Here is a 19,525-nt window from a genome sequence, read left to right on the forward strand (position 1 = left end):
TCGCCGCCGGCCCGGCCTGCCGCGCCGGAAACGCCGATCTTGGACGATTTCTGCTCAGTAACGGAATACCGCGGCAACGGGCCCGCGGCCCGGGACATCGGCGGAGGGGACCGCGTAGACGGTTCCGTCGGCGCGGAGCGTGTGGATCGCGGCCGATTCGAGTCCTTCGAAGTCGTGTGCGGGTGGCTTGTCCGGCAGGAACAGGGCTTCGACGCGGCCGGTTTCGGCTGCCGCGATGACGTCGGGGACGTCCGCGGATGCCACGCCGGTACCGGCCAGCTGCCTGTACCGGGCGGCGGCGTCGGTCCTGCCGCCGACCGCTGCCGGCTCGGCCAGTGTCCAGGCGCGCGCGTGCAACTGTGCCGGCGACACCCGGTCCGGGCTACCGGTGATCCCCGTGTCCAGGACGTGCGGGTACCGGGTGATCTCGCGGAAGGCCGCACGGATCTGGTCGACCCCGGCCAGCACAAGCGGGCAACCCTGCTGTGCCAGGATCCGGTCGACGGCGTGACTGACCGCGTGCAGATACCGCTCGAGGCGCTCCTTCTGCAGTTCGCGGCCGATTCCTTGCCCGTGCACGACCGCGCCTGTCCTGGCCCCGACCTTGGTGCCGAGGTGCTGGCCTCGCGGCTCGAGCGTTTCGTCGTATCGGAGCGCGTCCGCGACCCCGTGCGGCAGGTCGGGCACGGGCACCGCATGCATGCCGGACCGGCTGCCCCGGTAGAGCTGTGCTTCGTTCTCGCTGAGCGCGAGCACGAAGAAGCTGGCGTCCCCACTCAGCAGCGGCAGCAGCGGATACACGTGGAAACGGTCGGAGACCGTGATCAGTTCGTCGAAGGACAACGGCAGCCGGAACGCACGCCACCAGCCGGCACGGAGAAACAGTGCCAGGCCCTCACCGCGATCCCGCCAGAAGCGCTCGTCCTGGACGAGAGCATGCGCCGGCCGCAGGATGTCTCGTGCCGCCGGCCGCCGCAGCCCGTCGCGCATCAGGTCGGCCTCAGCGCGGTGGATCGCGTTGGTCAGCTCGAGAGAGTCCTGCTGCGTCTCCGGATCCGCCGGATGCGTCGGCAGGTACAGCGACACAGACGGTGAGCGCGGCTGCCGGAGCAGCCCGTCGAGGTCCTGGTGGGAGAACGAGTCCACGACGGCTCCCTTCGCGGGCGTGGTAATGCGGACTCCTGAACCGTCCGCGCGATCCCGATGGTGCGAACAGAGGCGAAAGTCCCGCTTCACACACCGGAGTAGGCGGCTGGGATCACCTTGCGCCAAGGACCTTCTCCTCTCGGACGGACCGCGTGAGGAGGTGAAACTGGGACAGGTCCTGACAAGGAGGCGAATCATGCAGGTGGCCGACATCATGAGCACCCCAGTCATCGCGTTGCCCGCGACGGCGACCATCGCCGCCGCGGCCACCGTCATGGTGTCGCGCGGCTACACGACACTGCCGGTCGTGGCCGACGACGGCAGGCTGGTCGGCATCGTGACCGAAGCGCACCTCGGACGCGCGCGGTTCGGGCAACACACCCGGCCCGAGGACGCCAACATCGTCACGGTCATGAGTGATCCGCACACCACGATTCCGGTGGACGGCGATGTCACCGCGGTGGCCACGGCACTGGCCGAAACGGGCGAACGATGCCTGCCGGTCACCCGGAACGCTCATGTCGTGGGAATGATCAGCTGGCGGGATCTGTTCCGCGCCGACCTCCACGGCGAGCAGGCGGGCTGGTCGCGATGAGCCGACAGTCATGGTGAAATCGGGGACTTTCGACTCGTGACAGTGTGGACGGTGAGGCGCCATCCTGAAACAGCCGGGGAAACCCGGTGACCCGTCCGGGGTGCTGGACTCATGATCGAGGCTTGCGAGCCTGGATTGACCCACCGTCACAAGACGGGGTATCCGCCCTCGGACGGGTCTTTTCGTGTCAGCCCGCGGCACAAGACAGGAGAGAACACATGGCGCTCGCACGAGACATCATGCACACCGGCGCAACCTGCATCGCCGAGCACGACACGCTGTACGCCGCCGCGCAGCGGATGCGCGAACTCGGCGTCGGCGCACTCCCGATCTGCGGCGACGACGACCGCCTGCACGGCATCATCACCGACCGCGACATCGTGATCAAATGCATCGCGGCCGACGGTGACCCGCACACGATGACCGCGGGCCAGCTGGCCCAGGGCGTTCCGTACCTCGTGCACACCGACGCGCCGATCGAGGACGTCCTCGACGTCATGGAGCGGCACCAGGTCCGGCGCGTGCCGGTGCTCGAGGGCCACCGCCTTGTCGGCATGATCAGCGAGGCCGACCTCGCCCGCCACCTGCCCGAAAACACCGTGGGCCGGTTCGTCGAAGCCATCTGCGCCGGGACAGCCCGGAAGTAGCCGGCGGGAACACGGCCCCCATCGACGGTGAGATCACACCGCCCCTGGAAAGCGCCGCGTCAGCGAGCTGAGATGCCGGACGAACCAGTCGCGGGCAAGTGCGGCGACCTCGTCCAGCGCTCCCGGTTCCGGAAACAGATGGGTAGCGCCAGGCACGACCGCCAGCTCGCAGTCGCAATGCATCGCGGCTTGGGCGCGCTGGTTGAGGTCGAGCACGATCTCGTCCTGACCACCCACGATCAGCAGGGTCGGTGCGGTCACGTACGGAAGGCGTCGCGCCGCCAGATCGGGCCTGCCGCCGCGTGACACGACGGCGTGGATGTCGACCGCGGGATCGGCCGCGGCCCACAGCGCCGCCCCGGCTCCGGTGCTGGCCCCGAAGTATCCGACCGTGAGCGACGCCGCGTCCGGCTGGGTTTTCAGCCACCGCGTGACCTCGACGAGCCGGTCGGCGAGCAACTCGATGTCGAAGACACGGGCGCGGACGAGTTCTTCGCGCGGGGTGAGCAGATCGAACAGCAACGTGCCGAGCCGGGCCTTGTTGAGGGCCGCGGCGACATGCCGGTTGCGGGGGCTGTGCCGGCTGCTGCCGCTGCCGTGGGCGAACACGACCATGCCGAGCGGGTTTTCGGGAATGGTGAGGTGCCCCGCCAGCCGTACCCGTCCGGCCATCACCGCGACCTCGCCGTCCCGGATCGGCGGATCCGCGGCCGCCGCGACCGCCGCCGCCGGGATCCGCCGCGCCGCGCGGCGAAGCAGGTCGGCGACCTCGGTGTCGGAAGTCTGCCGGAAATCGCGATACCACTGGCCGACGGCCATGAACCAGGCCGGCGTTTCCAGGCAGACCACCTCGTCGGCGTCATGGCGCAGCGACCTGATCGCGTCGAGGGCGCCCACGGGCACGGCCAGGATCACGCGCTTCGCGCCCTGCGCTCGCGCGACCTGGCAGGCGGCGCGCGCGGTGGATCCGGTGGCCACCCCGTCGTCGACGATGAGCACCGTCCGGCCGCTCAGCGAAACCCTCTCCCGGCCGGCGCGAAATTTCTCCACCCGCCGGCGTAACTCACCGCGCTCGGCGCTTTCGACGGCGGCCAGTTCCCCGTCACTCACGTGCGCCCGCCGCATCACTTCCTCGTTGACGACGCGGACGTGGCCTTCGCCGATGGCGCCCAGCGCCAGCTCTGGCTGGTGGGGCACGCCGAGCTTGCGCACGACGATCACGTCGAGCCGGGCGTCCAGCGCCCGCGCCACCTGGAACGCCACCGGAACACCACCCCGGGGCAGCCCCAGCACCACCACGTCCTCGTCCCGGAATGCCCGGAGCCGCTCCCCCAGCTGACGTCCCGCATCGGTGCGATCGGCGAACGGCATCGTCAGCCTCCCATCCACGCCCGGCCCCTCGGCGGGAGCCGGCAGTGCCGAGCCTGCGGTTCCAGCACGACCGTTTCACAGAGGCGACCGTCGTGGTTTCGAGGACTTTGGTCGCTAGTTCCGGGGCGGCTGGGGCGGCGAGAGTGAATGAGGAGCTTCACCAGCGCAAGCGCCGCAGGGTGGTGGTGCGTTGTTCACCGTGGAGCCGGGTGGTGCGCGAACAGTCCGATGTCGACTGTCCATTGCGGACCTCACGCCTCCCGCGGGATCGAACCCGACATCAAGGGAAGGAGCCGAGGATGAAGGCCAAGGTTGGTGACTGGCTGGTGATCAAGGGGGCGACGGTCGAGCAGCCGGATCAGCGCGGGCTGATCACCGAGGTGCACTCGGTTGATGGTTCGCCACCGTATGTGGTGCGATGGCTGACCAGCGGGCACGTGGCGACGGTGTTCCCCGGCGCGGACGCGGTCGTGGTCACTCCCGCGGAGCAGAAAGCGGCCGACGAGCGAGATCGTGCCCGGTTCGCGTCGGTGCAGACAGCGATCACGCACCACATGAAAAGCGAGTGAATGCCGCGTCTGGTGCTGCTCGGTGCCGGGGCGATGAATTCGCCGCGCTACCGTCCCGCCGGCCTGCTGGTCTCGTGGAACGGGCACCGGGTGGCGCTGGACGGCGGGGGCGCCGCGATCCGGGCCCGCCGCTGGATGCGTGGCTGGTCAGCGACGGCCGTGCGGAACTCATGCCGGAGATCCGCAGGCGAGCCGGCGGCCTCGGCGTCGAGCCCACCGTCGGCTCCTTCGAGGCGGACGGAGTCGAAGTGCGGTCACGGCCCGTCCGCCACACCTCACACCCGACAGTGGGCTACCTGATCGACACCGGCCGTCAGCGCGCCGCCTGGGCGCCGGAGTTCTGGGTGTTTCCGGAGTGGGTGCGTGGTGTGGATCTGATGTTCGCCGACGCCGCGGGGTGGCGCCGGCCGATCGGTTTCGCCGGCGGGGTCGGTGGGCACGCCTGCGTGCGGGACGTTTCCGCCGCCGCATGCCGCGTGGGCGTGCGGCGGCTGGTCTTCGCGCACATCGGCAGGCCCAGTATCCGCGCGATCGATCGCGGCGAGCGCCCAGCGTTCGGCGAGTGGGGCGAAGACGGCGCGGTGTTCCGGCTGCGCTGCAAACAGCTCATGCGATACGCACGCTGAGCGTGCCGTCCGGCTCCCGGCCGACCCGGGTTCCGAACCGCAGGCTGATGTGTTCCAGCGACGACCGCAGCCATTCCGCGTCGTCGCACGATACGTGCCGCAGCCGCAGCTTCTTCGTTTCCATCGCCACCATGCGCAGGGCGGCGAGAGTGCCCTCGCCCCGGTCGAATGTGGCGAAGTACAGCAGCCGCAACTCACCGCGATAGGCCTGAAAACCTCTGATGCCTTCGTAGTCGTTGATCAGGTCTCCGCAGCCGTAGAGGATCAGTTTCCCGCGGTATACCTCGATCGGGCGTGGATGGTGAGAAGAGTGGCCGTGCACCAGGTCGACGCCGGCGTCGACCAGCCGGCGCGCGAACCGCACCTGATCGGAGGCGACGGTGTAACCCCAGTTGGAGCCCCAATGCAGGGACACCACCGCGAGATCACCCTTTCGTTTCCGCACCAACGCCCGTTCCGCCAGGGCATCGGCACTGCGGTGCGAGAGGTCGGGGACCAAGGCCACACCCGGCCGGTTCGCCGTCGCGGCCCAGTCACGCGGAATTCCGCTGGAGGCCATCCCGCCCGCGGCGATCAGCACGCGCCCGCCGGACGGGAGGGGCAGGACCACCGGGCGATGAGCCTGTTCGACATCCCGTCCCACACCCACAGCGGCGATCCCGGCCGCGGCCACCGTGTCGAGCGTGTCGGCAAGGCCCCGCGGACCGAAGTCCAGGACGTGGTTGTTGGCAAGAACGCACACGTCCGGCCGCACCAGGGTGAGGCACGGCAGGTTGCCGGGGTGCATCCGGTAGTGCACGGCCTTGCCGTGTGCGAACCGGCCGCCGGCGGTGATCGCGGTCTCGAGGTTGAACAACCGGATGTCGGGCGCGTAGTCGTCCAGCACCGCCAGCGCGTCACCCCACGGCCAGCCGAAGCCGACCGGTCGCCGGAAGGAACCACCGGCCAGATCGGCGAGGTTCACATAGGTACGCGCGTCGGTCACGCTCGGTTCGCGCAGGGCCGGGTCACCGGGATGCGGGAGTATCTGATCGATCCCGCGACCGGTCATGACGTCCCCACCCAGAAAGACGGTCTGCGTACTCACGTGGCTCCCGATCCGCACGGTGATGCCGAGTGCAGATTACCGGGAACGTGGGTATGTCCAACCCAGCAGGAAGCGATTCCCGGGAGGTAACGGTGGCCGTGTCAACGAGCAGCAGCGGGATCGAGGTCCGCCTCGGCGAGCCGGGCAAGGTGCTGGCCGTGGAGGTGGGCAGGCTGAAGATCGACGTGCCCCGCTCCGTGGGGTACTTCGGTGGCCTGGCTGTCGCGGTCGGGGTCGGCTTGATCGAGCCACCGCTGGCCGCTTTCATCGCCGCCGTCCCGGCGTTCAAGGCGCTCACCGACACCGCGCTACCCAAGGCGGCGCGGGCGCTGGGCGAGATACTGGAAGGCGCGGCCAAACCGGTGGGCAGCGACGCCGAGGGCGTGATCTCCCTGGAGGACCAGCAGCGCACCGCCACCGTCGTGGACCTCGACCACCAGCGGCGAGCCGACTGACAGCTCAGCCGAGGACAAGTAGTCCGGCGAGCGTGGCGGAACCGAATACGAGCCAGGCGGTGTAGTCGCCCAGATGCCCGGAGTGCAGCCGGTGCAGCGCGGCGACGACGGCCGAGGTCGGGCGAGGTGCGCGCCGCGACTGCGACGGGAGCCCGTAGATCGCGAGCAGCGCCGCGCCGACAGCCAGTCCGGTGGAGACGAGATCGAGGACGACGCCGGACAGCGTCCAGCCTGCGTCCGGAATCTCGCCTGTGCCCGCGACCGCAGTGCCGAATGCTTGCGCCACATACGCGTGCCCGTCGGCGAAGGTGACGGCGGCCCGTGCCGCCGCTCGCGCGAGCGCGGGCATGCTTCCGAGCACGAGACCGCCGAGGAGAAGCAGAACGATCGCGGCGATGACGGGGATCGGAGTGTGCTTGGTCGGCGGTCGTTCGTCAGGCTCCTCGCGGCGCCCGCTGACCGTCTCGCCGGATGCCGCCGGCTCGGGCGCGGGTCCGAGGCCGAAGTACACCCGCAGCGCGACGCGCAGCACCGCGCCGCCGGTCGCGGCGGACACCGCCACCACCACCGCGGTGAGCCACTCGTGACCACCGGCCTCCTCGACCAGCGCCTTGCCCAGACCGGTACCGAACGGCGGCAGCCCGGCCAGCGCGAGCGCGCCGACGACGAACAGCGAGCCGTTGAGCCGCCGGTCGCCGCCCCGGCCGTGCAGGCTCACCTCGTCGATACTGCGGAACCGGTTGAGCAGCGTGCCCGCGAGCAGGAACAGAGCGCCCTTCACCGCGGCGTGCCCGCCGAGGTAGAGCCCGGCACCGGCCAGCCCGATCGGGCTCAGCGCGGCAAGCCCGAGGAGGAACAGTCCACTGTGGGCAATCGTCGAATACGCGAGCAACCGCTTGACGTGCCGCTGCGTCAGACACATCACCGCGCCGACGACGGCGGTCGCCACCCCCAGCACCAACAGCATCCGGTGCATCGCGGCCGCCGGCAGCAGGTCGTGAAACACCGTCCAGTACAGCCGGGCCAGCCCGTACACCCCGAGTGGCGCCATCACCCCGGAGAACAGCACGCACACCGGTGACGGTGCGACCGCGTGCGCGTCGGCGAGCCAGAAATGAAACGGTACGGCCGCGGCCTTGACCAGCCAGCCGGTCGCGATCAGGACGAACGCGGCGAGCACGAGTGCATCGCTGCGGTGACCGGTCAGCGCCACCGCGAGTTGCGGGAGTCCCAGTTGGCCGGTCCTGGAATAGAGCAACCCGATGCCGGTCAAGCCGAGATAGCCGCCGAGCGAGTTGATGACGGCGAAGTTCAGCCCGCCCTGCACCGACTCCGGCTCCTCGATCTTGAACGCCGCGAGCGCGTAGGCACTCGCGCCCATGAGCTCGAAGAACACGAACATGTCGAACAGGTCGCCGGTGAGCGCGAACCCCGTCATCCCGGAGACGAACAGCAGCAACAGGGCGTGATAGTGGGCGTGGACGTCGTCGAAGTAGCGCCAGCCGAACAGCAGTGCGGCGGCGGCGAGTGCCCCGATCAACACGGCGAGGGAGGCTGACGCGCGGTCCGCCTCGAGCACGATCCCCACGGTCAGGCCCGGCCGCGGCCGCCAGCCCCCCGACCAGGTCACCACCCGGCCGTCGCCGGTCGCGCGAACCAGCATCACCCCCGAAGCGACGTTGCCCAGCGCGAACAGCAAGGCGATCGTGTCGATCGCGACGCGCGGCAGCCACCGGTTGCCGGCGAGCAGGAGGCAGGCGCCGCCGACCGGCGCGGCGATGAGCACCGGCGACAGCGCCGCGGCCGGGATCATCGGTCAGCCCCGCAACTGGTGGAGCTCGTCGGGCACGACCGTGCCGTGCCGTTTGGCGACCTGCACCACCAAGGCCAGCAGCAGTGCCGTCACGGTGGCCGACACCACGATGTCGGTGAGCGTCATCGCCTGCACCACCGGGTCGACGACCGGGGAGCCCGCAGGTGTGCTCTGCCCGAACACCGGGGCCGAGGCACCGTTCTGGTAGCCGATCGCCAGCAGCAGCACGTAGGTGCCCGACTGCGCCACCGCGACGCACACGACCGTGTGCACCAGGTTCCGGCTGCGCACCACGCCGACGATGCCGATGAGAACGAGCCACACGGCGACCACGTACGGGTAGTAGCTCACGATGCGCGCTCCCGCCGGCTCCGCGTGGCCAGGTCCTGCTCGAGGAACTGTGCGAGCAACACGACCACGCCGGAAGCGACCGTCACCCCGATCGCGACGCTGAAGATCGGCACCGTGCCGGCCGACAGCAGCTCCCCGAACCGGCCGGTCGGTAGCACGTTGCCCAGGAAACCGGCGCCCAGCGCCAGCCCGGCCAGGCCGAGCACGGTCACCGTGCTCATGCCCAGTGCCTCCCCCGACTCGTACCACCGCACCGGCCGCACCCGGCGCAACGCCGGGTAGCTGCCCGCCACGTAGACCAGGTGCAGTCCGGTGGCCAGTACGACGCCGCCCTGGAAGCCGCCGCCCGGGGTGAGGTGCCCATGAACGACGACGTCCGCGCCGACCAGCAGCGTGACGGGCAGGAGAACGTAACCGGCGGCCCTGGTGGCCTGCAGGGTCCGGCCCGCGCCCGGTGGACGCCGCCGGCGTTCGTCCTCGGCCGGACGGAGCAAGGCGGCCGCGCCGAGCACGGAGGCCAGCAGAATCGCCTCCTCGCCGAAGGTGTCGAGCCCCCGCAGGTCGAAGTTCACCGAGGACACGACGTTGGGCGTGTTGCGGGCCAGCGCCGCATTCACCACCGCGTCCCGGTACAGGTGCGTCATGCCGCCGAAGGCGGGCATCCGCGCCAGCGCGCATCCGGTCAGCAGGACCAGCGCGACGGCGCCGATACCGAAGATCAACCAGCGTGCCCGGCCGCTCATCGCCGACGGCCCGCCACGACACGCAGCGAGAGCAACACCATCAACGGCACGACCGCACTCCCCACCGCCAGCTGCGACAACGCCACGTCCGGGGCCTGCAGCACGAAGAAGAGCACCGTCAGCAGCAAGCCGTACACGGACAAGGTGACCGCTTGGCGCCGGGGATCGCCGGTCAGCGCCACGACCGTGCCGCCGACCGCGACCAGCGTCAGCACGACCAGCAGCAGCGCCGTCATTCCGGCGACGCCCCCGTCGCGATGCCGTCGTGCTGGGCGTTCACCCGCGCCACGGCCATCCCCAGCACCGGCCCGGTCCCTGCCAGCAGCAGCACGATGACCAGCACCAGCGCAGTGGTCAGCCCGGGGCCCTCGGCCACGGCCGCGCCGATGCCGATCAGCGGGGCCGCGGCGGAGGTCACCACGACCTGGTAGTGCAGCCGCCGGTAGACCGAACCGGGCAGCGCGGCCGCGATCGCCGCCAGCACCGCGAGGAGGGTGCCGGCGGCGACGAGGACGGCGGCGATCGTGCCGCCCACACCCTCACCCATCCTGGTCCCGCACACCCGAGGCGAAGAGCCGCGTGAACACCAGCGTCCCGGCGAAGGACAGCAACACCGCGACCAGCGGCACGATCAAATAGGACGACTGGCCCTCCCCCAGGCTCACCAGCACCAGCAGCAACACCGTGACCGCCCCGGCGAGCTGGAGCCCGACCAGACGCCGCACCGCATTGCCGCGAAAAGCGAGAAACATCGCCGGTATCAGACCGCCGGCCGCCAAGGCGATCGCGCACGCCAGCCACAGGTTCACCGCCGGACGCTCCGTTCCAGGCGCTTGCCCCCGTCCAGCCGGTGCATCAGGAGCGTGTCGTGGTCCTGGTTCGCGTCGAGCACCACGACGCCCGGCGTCGCCGACAGCACGGCCGAGGCGAAGGCTTCACGTGTCGCCTGGCCGTGCTTGCTGTGCTCGGCGGGAAGCCGGACGTGGTCCAGTCGACCGTCCTCGCCGTGCGCGAGGGCCACGAAGACCTTCACCGTGTCGTGTGCGATCGCCCCCGGCAGTGCGCGAAGGGCGCCGACCCACCCCAGTCGTGGCCGCCATCGGTCACCGGCGATCCGCCTCGCCCCACCGGCGGCGACCGCACACGGCAGCGCGAGCACCACGGCCGCGACGACCTCCTGCCAGTTCGGCGTGCTCACCGTGACCAGCCACACCAGGACGAGCGCGACCCACCAGAACACCGTCTCCAGCCAGCCGCGCACGACACCCTCCCTCCGCGATACCGGCAGGCGTACCCGATCGCCGACAAGGTAAACAAGCGGAGACGAGTTCACGCTTCGCCGGGCCGGGCTGGTTACCGGCGAGACGGCCGGAACCGTCCGGCCTGTGGCGGGAGAGCCGCGATACCGGCCCAAGTGGCCGCTATCGCGGCGTCGCTCAGCGCCACCCGCCGCCAGCGACTGCTCAGCGATCCGGCCAGCAGCGCCGTCCCCGCATGGCCGGCGTCGGCCAGCCATCCCCAGCGGGCCGCCGCCGACTGCGGATACCCCAGGGTGAGCATGGACTGGACGACATGCCGGGCCGCAAGCACGGCGGCTACGGTCCGCGTCGTGGGAGTTGCCCTGGCCGCGGACACGCCGGCACCCAGCGCCACCCCCCACGCGAGTCTCGCGAAGGCAACGTTTCGCTGTGTCAGCGCACGGTGTTTCATCAGTGTCCTTTCCGGCCATACGAAACCAAGCCCTGGGCAATCATTGCTCGAGGCAAGAAGCGCGGGCAGCAGTCCAGACGGGGTTCAGCTCCGGGGCGAGCGGGGGCACCTGCCAGGCGGCACCGGCACGCTCGATGAGCCCATAATCCAGCCCGGGCTGCTTGCCCGCGGGGCGGCCTTGCAGGAACGCGACGATCCGCTGCTGGACATCGTCGTCGCCGAGCAGGGCCGCGTGGACCGCGGGGAGTTTGACCACCGGGATGCCGCCGCGAAAGTCCGGCGAGACCACGGCCGCGCCCGCGAAGGGCAGGAACGCGATCTCGCGTACACCCGGTACCGGCTCCAGCATCTGACCCCGGTAGCAGGGAGCCTTGTCGAGCATGGAGCGAACGAACGGCTCGTCGGGTCGGACGGTCGAACCGCTCGTCGCGCGGATCGTGGCGAACATGCCGCGCAGCAGCCAGCCGGTGGCGACGCCGAACCCGGAGCGGTCCGGGGGCGGGAAGTAGACACGCCCCGGCTGGACAAGCGGGCTCAACAGCACGGCCGCGTCGACGGCCGGATGCGCGAACCTCGTCAGATACGCGTGGACCACCAACGTACCCTCGCTCTGCGCCACCAGCGCGACGCTTCGCCCGGTGCGCTGGTGTACGGCGTCGACCTGCCTGCCCAGCCGGCTGGCACTGTCCATAAGGGACTGGTGAGTCGCGTTCTTGTCGTAGGGAAGCGGTTTTCCATCCGGTGCCGTTCCACGGTAGGAGAACCGGTAGACGGGCGAGGCGGCAGGGGTGCTCGCGACCGAGTCGTACCCGGCGACGAACACGATCTGCTGCGCCACTCCCCTGCTGGTCAGCCGGTCCACGCGTGGCGGCGGGCGCCGGGCCACCGCGCCACCGATGGTGGAGAACTGCCCCATGCCCAGCAGCGCGCCCGCACTGAGCAGGATCGCGATCGGCGCCGCGGGGACGAACCGCAGCCCGCGCCGGACGCGAGAAGCCGCGACGACCAGCCGGCGCCACAGCCACGCGTTGACCGCCGCCACCACGGCGGCCGCCACCACTCGCCACCATCCGGGCACCGTGGTCACCACGACGCAACCCAGCGTCAGCACGACGAAGGTGACGAACGCCCATCCGGCCTCCGGCAACGACGGCATGCGCCGCCACCAGTCGCCGACGATCCCGCCGCGCTGCAACACCAGCGAGAGGAACACCAGCGGGACGACCTCGCCGAGCACGAACCAGAACAGCGACGTCCCCGAAGCCGTCACCCCGATCGCGGCCCACGGTGCGAGCACGACGAAGACCAGCAGGTTGAACAGCAGGTTCAAGCGAAGCACCGGCCACCAGCCGCCGGGCAGACCATCGGCGCGAGCCAGCGCCAGGATTCCGGTGTTGAGCAGGCTGCGGGCGACGATCGCGAGCGCGGATTGCCAGCCGAAGGACCACCAGGAATCGTGATAGACCAGCACCCACCGCAGATCATGGAAGACCCCGAACGGGGAGGGAGCGCTCAGCTGCGGTGCCAGTCCCACGGACCCGCCGAGCCCGGCTCCTTCGAGGACGGCCGCTTCCACGGTCGCGGGCAACGCCACCAAGAGGACGAGCGCGAACACGCGGGACTTGGGCACATTCCGAGGCTTCCCGAGATTGCCCTGATCACACCCGTGTCGGTCGCCGAGTTCGGGGTAGCCCGAAGTGTCTTCGCGGCTGTTGTGGACGGAGGTGCGGCATGGCGCTGGCGGTAATGTTCGCGGTGCTGGCCGCGGCGGCGAACGCGACGGCATCGGTCCTGCAACGCAAGGCAGCCCGGCGCGAACCGGATCGGGGCGGGCTGTCCCTGCGCATGCTGCTCGATCTCGCCCGCCAGCCCGCCTGGATCGGCGGAATCATCACCATCCTGCTCGGATTCGCGTTACAAGCCGCGGCACTCGCGGCCGGGCCGATCCTGCTGGTCCAGCCGATCCTCATCCTGGAGGTCGGGTTCACACTGCTGTTGTCCACGCTCGTGTTCCGGTCGCGACTGCACGTTCGTGAATGGGTCGCCGTGCTGGGGATGAGCGCGGGTGTCGCGCTGCTGCTGGTGGCGTTCGCGCCCCGCGGCGGTGACACCCGCAACGCCCCGACCGCGGCGTGGATACTCGGCAGTGTCGTCACGGTTATGGTGGCCGGGCTGCTGACCCTGTTCGGCCACCGCAGCCGCGACGCTCGCCGCGCCGCATTCCTCGGCGTGGCCGCGGGAATCTGGTTCGGCTTCACCGCCGCACTCGTCGCCGGAGTGATGGCGGCCCTGGCAGGCGGCATCGGCGCGCTCGCCGGAACCTGGCAGCTCTACGCGCTCGTCGTCGCCGGTCCACTGGGCTTCTTCCAGCTGCAGAACGCGCTGCGCGCCGGCCGCCTCGTCGCCTCACAGCCCGGACTGACACTGGCCAACCCGGTCGCGTCGGTCGGCTGGGGCATCGCCGTGTTCGGCGACCAGGTGCGCGGCGGCGCGTGGATCATCGCCGAGGTCGCCGGCGCCGCGGCAGTCGCCGTCTGCACCGTGCTGCTGGCGCGATCCCCACTGTTGCAGGGTGAACAAGGACGCAGCGAACAGGACGCCTCCCCCGGTCAAGAACGGGCGGCGCGGTGAGCGCACTGCTGAAGCCGGCCGAACGGCTGGCGGGGGGACGGGACAATCTGCGCCGCATCACGGTGCTGGCGGCGGCGCTGGGCCTGGCCGGCGCCGACACCGCGACGGTGTCGGCGGTGGCCTCCGATCTCAAGCACGTGCTCGGCATCACCAACACCGGCATCGGGCTGCTGGTGTCGACGGCCTCGGTCGCGGCCGCGGTGGCGACGCTGCCGGTCGGGGTGCTGACCGACCGGGTGCGGCGCACCCGCCTGCTCGCCGGCAGCGTCGGCCTGTGGGGCGGCGCGATGGTGATGGCCGGGGCGGCGCAGACGTTCTGGCAGATGCTCATCGCGCGGATGCTGCTGGGCGCGGTGACCGCGACCACCGGCCCGACCGTCGCGTCGCTGATCGGCGACTACTTCCCGGCCGCGACCCGCGCCCGCGTCTACGGCCTGGTCCTGGGCGGCGAACTGGTCGGCACCGGCATCGGGTTCGTCGTGTCCGGCCAGATCACGGCGTTCCTGTCCTGGCGGTTCGCGTTCTGGTGGCTCGTGCCGCCCATCATCCCGCTGATCATCGCCTCCTGGAGGCTGCCCGAACCGCGGCGCGGCGGCCAGAGCGGGCTGGACACCGAGAGCCGGGACCGGGCTGAGAAGATGGTCACCCGACGCGACATCGAACCCGATCCGCGTGCCGTCCTGCGGGAGGATCCGGCGCGGAAAAGGCTGTGGTGGGTCGTGCGCTACGTGCTCCGCGTGCGCAGCAACGTCGTGATCATGGTGGCCTCCGCGCTCGGCTACTTCTACTTCACCGGGTTTCGTTCCTTCATCGTCGTCTTCGCCGGACAGCACTACGGCATCTCCGAGTCGGTGACCAGCGCGCTGACGCTGGTGGTCGGCGTCGGCGCGCTGGCGGGGGTGTTCGCCGGTGGCCGCATCGCCGATCGCTTACTCGGCCGGGGACGCTTGACCGCCCGCCTGCTGGTGCCGGCGGTGTGTCTGGCGCTCGTGCCCGCGGCACTCGGGCCGGGAATCGCCGTGGCATCCGCCTGGGTGGCGGTCCCGCTGCTGACCGCCGGTGCGGGTCTGCTGGGCGCGGCGAATCCACCGATGGACGCCGCGCGGCTGGACGTGCTGCACCCCGCGGTGTGGGGTCGCGGCGAGGCGGTGCGCACCACGGTCCGTACGCTGGCCGAGGCGGCCGCGCCGACGCTGTTCGGATTCCTCGCCGACAGCGTGTTCGGGCCCGACGGTCTCATGTGGACATTCCTGGTCTGCCTGGTCGCGGTCCTCGCCGCAGCACTCGGCGCGCGGCTCGCGGCACGCTCCTACCCACGCGATGTCGCCGCCGTCGCCGCGTCGAAGTGAGGGTCGCGCGTAGCTCCCGGAACCGGTGCGCTACTTCAGACTTGCGAGCCAGGCATCCACACCGGGCCCGAGTACCTCGGCCTCCGGCGGGGCGACCAGTGCGCCTTTCGACAGCGCTTCGAGCGGCGGGGCGATGGTCTGGACCGTCCTGCCGTCGCCGAGTGCCGCCTGCCTCCGGGCGGTCAGCTCGGGAAGGCGGATCCGCTCGGGTCCGGTGATCACCACGGTGCTTCCGCCCGACGGTTGCATCGCCTCATGGACGAGCACGTCGGCCACGGTGTCGGCGGCGATGGGCTGCACCAGCCAGTCCTGCACCTCGATCCGGTCGTCGTGGAAGGTCACGGCCGCGGGGTTGGCCGAGAACTCGAACCACTGTGTGCTCTTGACGATCGTCGCGTCGAGACCACTGTCCCGGACGATCTTCTCCTGCTCGCGTTTGGCCACGTAGTAAGGGAAATCGTCGAAAGCAGGATTCTCCACCCCACTGATCGAGAGGAACACGAGCCGGTTCACGTGCTGCACGGCACACGCCTTCGTCACGTTGCGGGTCGCCGCCGTCAGTGCCTCGCCCCAGTCCATCGAATCGCCGGACGGGAACGCGTTCGACGCGTCGATCACCGCATCGGCGCCCTTCACTGCGGCCGCGAGGCCGTCGCCGCTGACCAGGTCGACGCCGTTCGACCGGGACACCTCGACGATGTCGGCGCCCTTCGCCTTGAGACGCCGCACGACTTTCGAGCCGGCGGTGCCGGTGGCACCCATGACTGCGACTTTCATTGGTGGCTCCCTTCGGGACGGCCGCCGACAGCAGACGCCGAATTCGGTGGGCCCGCGAACTCTTCCACGCAACCTCGACCGTACCCATCCTGAATCGCCCGGGCCGGCCGCGGCGCCCGGCGAGCTGGGAGCCGGCACCGTTCGCTTTGGGTTCTTTCGTCCGGAATCCACCGGGTTGACTTCGTGTTTCCTCGCGATTTCTTATTGTGTTCACGTTGGAGAGCTGTGTGAGGCCTTGGCTTCACGGTAGGAAGGCCGTCATGTCAACTTCTCGCAGGACGTTTCTCGCCGGTGCCGCGAGCGTGACGGTGGCGCCGTCACTGGCCGGCCGGGCGTGGGGCGCACCGGCGTCGGCGTTGCCCTCACCCGCGCAGTCCGGCATCGATCACGTCGTGGTCGTGATGATGGAGAACCGGTCGTTCGACCATTTCCTGGGTTGGCTGCCCGGCGCCGACGGCCGCCAGGCGGGGCTGGTGTACCAGGATCGCTATGGCGTGTCGCACCCGACGTATCACCTCACCGACTACCAGGGCTGCGCGCATCCGGACCCCGATCACTCCTTCGACGGGGCGCGGATCGAGTACAACGACGGCGCCTGCGACGGCTGGCTGCGGGCCGGCTCGAACGACGAGTTCGCGATCGGTTACTACACCGCGGACGATCTCGCGTTCTACGGGCACGCGGCGCCTTACTGGACTACCTGCGACCGCTACTTCTCGGCGTTTCTGGGCCCGACCTACCCCAACCGCTTCTACCAGCACTGCGCGCAAACCGACCGGATCGACGACACCACGACGATCTCGACGCTGCCGACGATCTGGGACCGGCTCGCCGACGCCGGCCTGCGCGGCCGGTACTACTACAACGACACGCCCTTCACCGCGCTGTGGGGCAGCAAGTACCTGTCCATCAGCGCACCCTTCAGCGCGTTCCTGACCGACTGCGCCACCGGCAACCTGCCCGAACTCTCCTTTGTGGACCCGAAGTTCCTCGACGAGGACACCGGCACCTCCGCCGATGACCATCCGCACGCCGATATCCGCGCCGGGCAGTCGTTTCTGAACCAGGTCTACGAAGCCGTCACCTCCGGTCCCGCCTGGGGCCGCACGCTGCTGGTGATCAACTATGACGAGTGGGGCGGCTTCTTCGACCACGTCGCCCCGCAGACCGCGCCCGATGTGAACCCGGACTGGACGTTGCGCGGGTTCCGCACTCCGTGCCTGGTCGTCTCGCCACGCGCACGACGCGGGAAGGTGGCCCACGGCGTCTACGACCACACCTCGATCCTCAAGGCGGTGGAGTGGCGCTGGAACCTGCCACCGCTGACTCCCCGCGACAGCGCGGCGAACAACATCGCCGAAGTCCTGGACTTCAGCAGCCCCGCCGACCTCACGGCCCCACGCTGGAACGTGCCGCAGATCGTAGGATCCCCGTGCGCGGCCGGCGCCACCGCCGACTACGAAAAGTGGTACGCCCTTCGCGACCTCGCCCTGCAGGAAGGATGGACGCTCCCATGACCCGCACCTCCTATCGCCGGCTCGGCGCCGCCGTCGCGGCCGCGACCACGGCGGCGCTCGTCCCTCTCGTCACCTCAGCCACGCCCGAACGCGCCGAGGCAGCGTCGAACTACCTGCCGCCGGTCGGTCATGTCTTCGTGATCAACCTGGAGAACAAGGGCTACGACGAGACGTGGGGTGCGGCCTCGCAGGCCCCCTACCTGAGCCAGACCCTGCGGTCGGAGGGTGCCCTGCTCACCCAGTACTACGGCACCGCGCACAACAGCCTGGGCAACTACATCGCGCAGATCTCGGGTCAGGGCCCCAACGTCACGACCCAGGGTGACTGCCAGACCTACAGCGACTTCCAGCAGGCCGGCACCGCCGCGCCCGGGCAGGCCGTCGGCCAGGGCTGTGTGTACCCCGCCGCCCTGCCCACGCTGCCCGGGCAGCTGGCGGGATCCGGGCACACCTGGCGCGGATACATGGAGGACATGGGAAACGATCCGGCACGCGAGGCGGCCGTGTGCGGCCATCCGCCCGTCGGCGCGGTGGACAACACGCAGAAAGCCGAAGTGGGCGACCAGTACGCCACCCGGCACGATCCCTTCGTCTACTTCCACTCCGTCATCGACGGTCCCGCCTGTGACAACGTGGGCGCCCTGCCACGATTGCAGCAGGACCTCACCTCGGCGGCCACCACACCGGCGCTGTCCTACATCACGCCCGACCTCTGCCACGACGGCCACGACGCGCCCTGCGTCGACGGCCAACCGGGCGGACTGACCTCCGCCGACGCCTGGCTGCGGCAGTGGGTTCCGATCATCACGTCCTCACCGGCGTTCACCAAGGACGGAATGCTGGTGATCACATTCGACGAATCCGACGGCCCGCAACAGGACTCCAGCGCCTGCTGCGGCGAAGGCCCGGGACCGAACACACCGGCACCCGGAATCACCGGCCTCGGTGGCGGTCGGGTCGGCGCCCTCGTGCTGTCCCCCTTCACCAAGCCCGGCACCGTCAGCACCACGCCCTACAACCACTACTCGCTGCTCGCCAGCGTCGAAGACCTCTTCCGGCTGCCCTACCTCGGCTACGCCGGGCAACCGGGACTCACCCGCTTCGGCACCGACATCTACACCGCCAGGACGTAGCACCGGCCGGCAGACGGCAAAACCTCGAGAAACAGGCCGAGCAGAGCCGGAATGATCAGCCGAAGCGGCCGGAGATGTAGTCCTCGGTGGCCTTCTCGCCGGGGTTGGAGAAGATCTTCTCCGTGTCGTTGAGTTCGACGAGGCGGCCGGGCTGGCCGACTCCGGCGAGGTTGAAGAACGCCGTCTGGTCCGAGACCCGCGCCGCCTGCTGCATGTTGTGGGTCACGATGACGATCGTGTAGTCCTTCTTCAGCTCACCGATCAGGTCCTCGATGGCCAGGGTCGAGATCGGGTCCAGCGCCGAGCACGGCTCGTCCATCAGCAGCACGTCCGGCCGCACCGCGATCGCCCGCGCGATGCACAGCCGCTGCTGCTGACCACCGGAGAGGCCACCGCCGGGCTTGCCGAGCCGGTCCTTGACCTCGTTCCACAGGTTCGCGCCCCGCAGCGCGCGCTCGGCGATGTCGTCGAGCTCCCGCTTGCTGCCGCCGCCCGCCAGCTTCAGCCCGGCCACCACGTTGTCGCGGATGGACATCGTGGGAAACGGGTTGGGCCGCTGGAACACCATGCCGATGGTCCGCCGCACCTGCACCGGGTCCACATTGGACCCGTAAATGTTCTCGCCGTCCAGCAGCACTTCGCCGTCCACCCGCGCGCCGGGGATGACCTCGTGCATCCGGTTCAGGGTGCGCAGCACGGTGGACTTGCCGCATCCGGAGGGGCCGATGAACGCGGTGACGTTGCGCGGCGGCACCGACAAGGTCACGCTGTCGACAGCGTGGAACTTGCCGTAGTAGATGTCCAGATCCTTGACGTCGATTCGCTTAGCCATGACGCAGAGTGCTCACTTCTTCATTCGGGGTGCCGGGCGGCGACTGCTACCAAGTAAGAGTAGCGACTCATCGTGAGCGCCGGACTCCCCCTTGAATCTGAACAAAATGTGAACAACCAAAAAAGGCAGCCCGGGAGATAATGGACACCATTTCTCCGCGCTGTGATGAATCG

The 19,525-nt window shown here is 69.9% G+C and carries 23 protein-coding genes; 9 read left to right on the forward strand and 14 right to left on the reverse strand.

Features of this window, described 5'->3' with window-relative positions; translation table 11 throughout:
- Nucleotides 1–54 precede the first annotated feature (54 nt).
- On the reverse strand, nt 55–1,146 hold the full coding sequence (locus tag HFP15_RS15585) for a baeRF3 domain-containing protein (RefSeq protein ID WP_168516104.1): 1,092 nt from the start codon (nt 1,144–1,146) through the stop codon (nt 55–57).
- Nucleotides 1,147–1,342: 196 nt separating this feature from the next.
- On the opposite strand from HFP15_RS15585, the gene HFP15_RS15590 reads away from it, so the two are divergent.
- Together HFP15_RS15590 and HFP15_RS15595 are read left to right on the forward strand one after the other, a co-directional pair.
- On the forward strand, nt 1,343–1,741 hold the full coding sequence (locus tag HFP15_RS15590; protein WP_168516106.1) for a CBS domain-containing protein: 399 nt from the start codon (nt 1,343–1,345) through the stop codon (nt 1,739–1,741).
- A 218-nt stretch (nt 1,742–1,959) separates the two neighbouring features.
- Complete coding sequence (locus tag HFP15_RS15595; protein WP_168516108.1) at nt 1,960–2,388, forward strand: CBS domain-containing protein; 429 nt, start codon at nt 1,960–1,962, stop codon at nt 2,386–2,388.
- A 33-nt stretch (nt 2,389–2,421) separates the two neighbouring features.
- Here HFP15_RS15595 and HFP15_RS15600 read toward each other — a convergent pair whose 3' ends face one another.
- Entirely contained in the window at nt 2,422–3,759 is a 1,338-nt protein-coding gene (locus HFP15_RS15600) for a phosphoribosyltransferase family protein (RefSeq protein ID WP_168516110.1), read from the reverse strand.
- 299 nt (nt 3,760–4,058) lie between these two features.
- On the opposite strand from HFP15_RS15600, the gene HFP15_RS15605 reads away from it, so the two are divergent.
- Together HFP15_RS15605 and HFP15_RS15610 are read left to right on the forward strand one after the other, a co-directional pair.
- Nucleotides 4,059–4,328 (forward strand): DUF1918 domain-containing protein, encoded by a 270-nt coding sequence (locus HFP15_RS15605; protein WP_168516112.1) that lies wholly within the window; start codon nt 4,059–4,061, stop codon nt 4,326–4,328.
- Between the two features lie 74 nt (nt 4,329–4,402).
- Nucleotides 4,403–4,954, forward strand: coding sequence for an MBL fold metallo-hydrolase (locus HFP15_RS15610; RefSeq protein ID WP_210717322.1), 552 nt, complete (start codon nt 4,403–4,405; stop codon nt 4,952–4,954).
- Here HFP15_RS15610 and HFP15_RS15615 read toward each other — a convergent pair.
- On the reverse strand, nt 4,935–6,041 hold the full coding sequence (locus HFP15_RS15615; protein ID WP_312871604.1) for a CapA family protein: 1,107 nt from the start codon (nt 6,039–6,041) through the stop codon (nt 4,935–4,937). The two genes, HFP15_RS15610 and HFP15_RS15615, sit on opposite strands and share 20 nt — an antisense overlap.
- 92 nt (nt 6,042–6,133) lie before the next feature.
- On the opposite strand from HFP15_RS15615, the gene HFP15_RS15620 reads away from it, so the two are divergent.
- On the forward strand, nt 6,134–6,496 hold the full coding sequence (locus HFP15_RS15620) for a hypothetical protein (RefSeq protein WP_168516113.1): 363 nt from the start codon (nt 6,134–6,136) through the stop codon (nt 6,494–6,496).
- Nucleotides 6,497–6,500: 4 nt separating this feature from the next.
- On the opposite strand, the gene HFP15_RS15625 is transcribed toward HFP15_RS15620, so the two are convergent.
- The 9 genes from HFP15_RS15625 to HFP15_RS15665 all read right to left on the reverse strand — a co-directional run bounded on the left by HFP15_RS15625 (nt 6,501) and on the right by HFP15_RS15665 (nt 12,743).
- Nucleotides 6,501–8,309 (reverse strand): complex I subunit 5 family protein, encoded by a 1,809-nt coding sequence (locus HFP15_RS15625; RefSeq protein ID WP_168516115.1) that lies wholly within the window; start codon nt 8,307–8,309, stop codon nt 6,501–6,503.
- A gap of 3 nt (nt 8,310–8,312) precedes the next feature.
- A complete protein-coding gene (locus HFP15_RS15630) occupies nt 8,313–8,660 on the reverse strand; it encodes a sodium:proton antiporter (RefSeq protein ID WP_168516117.1) in 348 nt (115 codons plus the stop codon).
- Entirely contained in the window at nt 8,657–9,403 is a 747-nt protein-coding gene (locus tag HFP15_RS15635) for an MnhB domain-containing protein (protein ID WP_168516119.1), read from the reverse strand. Before HFP15_RS15635 ends, HFP15_RS15630 begins: the two co-directional genes overlap by 4 nt.
- On the reverse strand, nt 9,400–9,639 hold the full coding sequence (locus HFP15_RS15640) for a DUF4040 domain-containing protein (RefSeq protein WP_168516121.1): 240 nt from the start codon (nt 9,637–9,639) through the stop codon (nt 9,400–9,402). Before HFP15_RS15640 ends, HFP15_RS15635 begins: the two co-directional genes overlap by 4 nt.
- Nucleotides 9,636–9,950: a monovalent cation/H(+) antiporter subunit G gene (locus HFP15_RS15645; protein WP_168516123.1), complete on the reverse strand. Its 315-nt coding sequence runs from the start codon at nt 9,948–9,950 to the stop codon at nt 9,636–9,638. Before HFP15_RS15645 ends, HFP15_RS15640 begins: the two co-directional genes overlap by 4 nt.
- Nucleotides 9,943–10,212, reverse strand: a complete 270-nt coding sequence (locus tag HFP15_RS15650) for a monovalent cation/H+ antiporter complex subunit F (RefSeq protein WP_312871605.1) — start codon at nt 10,210–10,212, stop codon at nt 9,943–9,945. The genes HFP15_RS15645 and HFP15_RS15650 overlap by 8 nt, the downstream gene beginning before the upstream one ends.
- Nucleotides 10,209–10,664 (reverse strand): Na+/H+ antiporter subunit E, encoded by a 456-nt coding sequence (locus HFP15_RS15655; RefSeq protein WP_168516125.1) that lies wholly within the window; start codon nt 10,662–10,664, stop codon nt 10,209–10,211. The genes HFP15_RS15650 and HFP15_RS15655 overlap by 4 nt, the downstream gene beginning before the upstream one ends.
- Before the next feature lie 92 nt (nt 10,665–10,756).
- Nucleotides 10,757–10,963, reverse strand: a complete 207-nt coding sequence (locus HFP15_RS15660) for a hypothetical protein (protein ID WP_168516127.1) — start codon at nt 10,961–10,963, stop codon at nt 10,757–10,759.
- Between the two features lie 190 nt (nt 10,964–11,153).
- Entirely contained in the window at nt 11,154–12,743 is a 1,590-nt protein-coding gene (locus HFP15_RS15665; protein ID WP_168516129.1) for a hypothetical protein, read from the reverse strand.
- A gap of 101 nt (nt 12,744–12,844) precedes the next feature.
- Here HFP15_RS15665 and HFP15_RS15670 point away from each other — a divergent pair, with 101 nt between their 5' ends.
- Nucleotides 12,845–13,744, forward strand: coding sequence for a DMT family transporter (locus HFP15_RS15670; RefSeq protein ID WP_168516131.1), 900 nt, complete (start codon nt 12,845–12,847; stop codon nt 13,742–13,744).
- Nucleotides 13,741–15,093: an MFS transporter gene (locus tag HFP15_RS15675; protein ID WP_168516133.1), complete on the forward strand. Its 1,353-nt coding sequence runs from the start codon at nt 13,741–13,743 to the stop codon at nt 15,091–15,093. Before HFP15_RS15670 ends, HFP15_RS15675 begins: the two co-directional genes overlap by 4 nt.
- A gap of 30 nt (nt 15,094–15,123) precedes the next feature.
- On the opposite strand, the gene HFP15_RS15680 is transcribed toward HFP15_RS15675, so the two are convergent.
- On the reverse strand, nt 15,124–15,870 hold the full coding sequence (locus HFP15_RS15680; RefSeq protein WP_168516135.1) for an SDR family oxidoreductase: 747 nt from the start codon (nt 15,868–15,870) through the stop codon (nt 15,124–15,126).
- A gap of 260 nt (nt 15,871–16,130) precedes the next feature.
- Between HFP15_RS15680 and HFP15_RS15685 the strand changes: the two genes are divergently transcribed.
- Together HFP15_RS15685 and HFP15_RS15690 are read left to right on the forward strand one after the other, a co-directional pair.
- On the forward strand, nt 16,131–17,387 hold the full coding sequence (locus HFP15_RS15685; RefSeq protein WP_168516137.1) for an alkaline phosphatase family protein: 1,257 nt from the start codon (nt 16,131–16,133) through the stop codon (nt 17,385–17,387).
- Entirely contained in the window at nt 17,384–18,520 is a 1,137-nt protein-coding gene (locus tag HFP15_RS15690; protein ID WP_168516139.1) for an alkaline phosphatase family protein, read from the forward strand. The genes HFP15_RS15685 and HFP15_RS15690 overlap by 4 nt, the downstream gene beginning before the upstream one ends.
- A 55-nt stretch (nt 18,521–18,575) precedes the next feature.
- Here the strand turns inward: HFP15_RS15690 and pstB are convergent, their stop codons facing one another.
- Nucleotides 18,576–19,352 carry a phosphate ABC transporter ATP-binding protein PstB gene (gene pstB, locus HFP15_RS15695; protein ID WP_168516141.1) on the reverse strand — a complete coding sequence of 259 codons (777 nt, stop codon included), beginning with the start codon at nt 19,350–19,352 and terminating at the stop codon, nt 18,576–18,578.
- Nucleotides 19,353–19,525: the final 173 nt, after the last annotated feature.

The sequence above is a fragment of the Amycolatopsis acididurans genome (assembly GCF_012328925.1).
In the GTDB taxonomy this organism is placed as follows: domain Bacteria; phylum Actinomycetota; class Actinomycetes; order Mycobacteriales; family Pseudonocardiaceae; genus Amycolatopsis_E; species Amycolatopsis_E acididurans.